Annotated in this window: 1 rRNA gene; it reads right to left on the bottom strand. The window is 48.0% G+C overall.

The window, feature by feature from the left end:
- Positions 1–22 precede the first annotated feature (22 nt).
- Positions 23–2,913, bottom strand: a 23S ribosomal RNA gene (locus tag H4J69_RS19440).
- Positions 2,914–3,222 lie beyond the last annotated feature (309 nt).

Here is a 3,222-nt window from a genome sequence, read left to right as displayed (position 1 = left end):
AGTAAAACTACTTGGGTGTTGTATGGTTAAGCCTCACGGGCAATTAGTATCAGTTAGCTCAAGACCTCGCAGTCCTTACACACCTGACCTATCAACGTTGTAGTCTCCAACGACCCTTTAGGGAGCTTAAAGCTCCAGTGAGAACTCATCTCAAAGCCTGCTTCCCGCTTAGATGCTTTCAGCGGTTATCAGTTCCGAACGTAGCTACCGGGCAATGCTATTGGCATAACAACCCGAACACCAGCGGTTCGTCCACTCCGGTCCTCTCGTACTAGGAGCAGCCCTCTTCAATTCTCAAACGCCCACGGCAGATAGGGACCGAACTGTCTCACGACGTTCTAAACCCAGCTCGCGTACCACTTTAAATGGCGAACAGCCATACCCTTGGGACCGACTTCAGCCCCAGGATGTGATGAGCCGACATCGAGGTGCCAAACACCGCCGTCGATATGAACTCTTGGGCGGTATCAGCCTGTTATCCCCGGAGTACCTTTTATCCGTTGAGCGATGGCCCTTCCATACAGAACCACCGGATCACTATGACCTACTTTCGTACCTGCTCGACGTGTCTGTCTCGCAGTTAAGCTGGCTTATGCCATTGCACTAACCGTATGATGTCCGACCATACTTAGCCAACCTTCGTGCTCCTCCGTTACTCTTTGGGAGGAGACCGCCCCAGTCAAACTACCCACCAGACAGTGTCCCCAAGCCCGATAAGGGCCCTAGGTTAGAACATCACGCATACAAGGGTGGTATTTCAAGGTAGACTCCACTTCATCTGGCGACAAAGTTTCATAGTCTCCCACCTATCCTACACATGTAGGAGCAATGTTCACTGTCAAGCTATAGTAAAGGTTCACGGGGTCTTTCCGTCTAGCCGCGGGTATACGGCATCTTAACCGCAAATTCAATTTCACTGAGTCTCGGGTGGAGACAGTGTGGCCATGATTACGCCATTCGTGCAGGTCGGAACTTACCCGACAAGGAATTTCGCTACCTTAGGACCGTTATAGTTACGGCCGCCGTTTACCGGGGCTTCGATCATCAGCTTCGCTTGCGCTAACCGAATCAATTAACCTTCCGGCACCGGGCAGGCGTCACACCGTATACGTCATCTTTCGATTTTGCACAGTGCTGTGTTTTTAATAAACAGTTCCAGCCACCTGGTTACTTCGACTACTCTTAGCTTACACCGCAAGGGTTTAACCGAGAGTAGCGTACCTTCTCCCGAAGTTACGGTACTATTTTGCCTAGTTCCTTCACCCGAGTTCTCTCAAGCGCCTTAGTATTCTCTACCTAACCACCTGTGTCGGTTTGGGGTACGGTTCCTATATATCTGAAGCTTAGAAGCTTTTCCTGGAAGCATGGCATCAACAGCTTCAACTCCGTAGAGTCTCGTCTCGTATCTCAGTGTTGAATGAAGACCCGGATTTACCTAAGTCAACCACCTACGTACTTTCACACGGACTACCAACGCCGTGCCTGTTTAGCCTACTCCGTCCCTCCTTCGCAATATATAGAAGTACAGAAATATTAATCTGTTTCCCATCGACTACGCGTTTCCGCCTCGCCTTAGGGGCCGACTTACCCTGCCCTGATTAACATGGGACAGGAAACCTTGGTCTTTCGGCGGGGGAGTTTTTCACTCCCCTTATCGTTACTCATGTCAGCATTCGCACTTCTGATACCTCCAGCAAGCTTTACAACTCACCTTCAACGGCTTACAGAACGCTCCCCTACCACTCATAGTAAACTATGAATCCGCAGCTTCGGTGACTAGTTTAGCCCCGTTACATCTTCCGCGCAGACCGACTCGACTAGTGAGCTATTACGCTTTCTTTAAAGGATGGCTGCTTCTAAGCCAACCTCCTAGCTGTCTATGCCTTTCCACATCGTTTCCCACTTAACTAGTACTTTGGGACCTTAGCTGGCGGTCTGGGTTGTTTCCCTCTTCACAACGGACGTTAGCACCCGCAGTGTGTCTCCCGCATATCACTCATTGGTATTCGGAGTTTGCAAAGGGTTGGTAAGTCGGGATGACCCCCTAGCCTTAACAGTGCTCTACCCCCAATGGTGTTCGTGCGAGGCTCTACCTAAATAGATTTCGGGGAGAACCAGCTATCTCCCGGCTTGATTAGCCTTTCACTCCGACCCACAAGTCATCACCGCATTTTTCAACATACGTGTGTTCGGTCCTCCAGTTGATGTTACTCAACCTTCAACCTGCCCATGGGTAGATCGCCGGGTTTCGGGTCTATACCCTGCAACTAAACGCGCAGTTAACACTCGCTTTCGCTACGGCTCCCCTAATCGGTTAACCTTGCTACAGAATATAAGTCGCTGACCCATTATACAAAAGGTACGCAGTCACCGGACTAAATCCGGCTTCCACTGCTTGTACGTATGCGGTTTCAGGTTCTATTTCACTCCCCTCACAGGGGTTCTTTTCGCCTTTCCCTCACGGTACTGGTTCACTATCGGTCAGTTAGTAGTATTTAGCCTTGGAGGATGGTCCCCCCATATTCAGACAAAGTTTCACGTGCTCCGTCCTACTCGATTTCACTCAAAGGTTGCTTTTGTGTACGGGACTATCACCCTGTATCGTTGTACTTTCCAGTACATTCCACTAGCGCCCAATAAGCTTAAGGGCTGATTCGCGTTCGCTCGCCGCTACTAACGAAATCTCGGTTGATTTCTTTTCCTCAGGGTACTTAGATGTTTCAGTTCTCCTGGTTCGCTTCATTAAGCTATGTATTCACTTAATGATACTGACTTATGTCAGTGGGTTTCCCCATTCGGAAATCATTGGCTATAACGGTTTTTATCACCTCACCAATGCTTATCGCAGATTAACACGTCCTTCATCGCCTCTAACTGCCAAGGCATCCACCACATACGCTTAGTCACTTAACCATACAACCCTAAGTAGTCTTTCGACACGAAGTACACCGTGGAGACTAATCCACAGCAATTGTAAAGTCTGACATTTTCACGCACAAATAAATGTGTCTTGAATAAGATGTTTACTCTGAGTAAGAGTAAACAAATGTTGATTAACAGCTTTCGCTATTAATCGCTTTTGTAGATATTTATAAAATGTGCAAATCACAGCGCGACACCGTTCATTGCTTTATAAATATCTTATTTATATCAGCTTTCCAGATTGTTAAAGAACTCATTCTTAACGCGCATTCGGTTAAAAACGTGGTTTAAAAAACCAAA

This window comes from Colwellia sp. BRX10-9 (assembly GCF_014077405.1).
Taxonomy (GTDB): Bacteria; Pseudomonadota; Gammaproteobacteria; order Enterobacterales; family Alteromonadaceae; genus Colwellia_A.
This window is presented reverse-complemented; position numbering and strand designations above follow the sequence as displayed.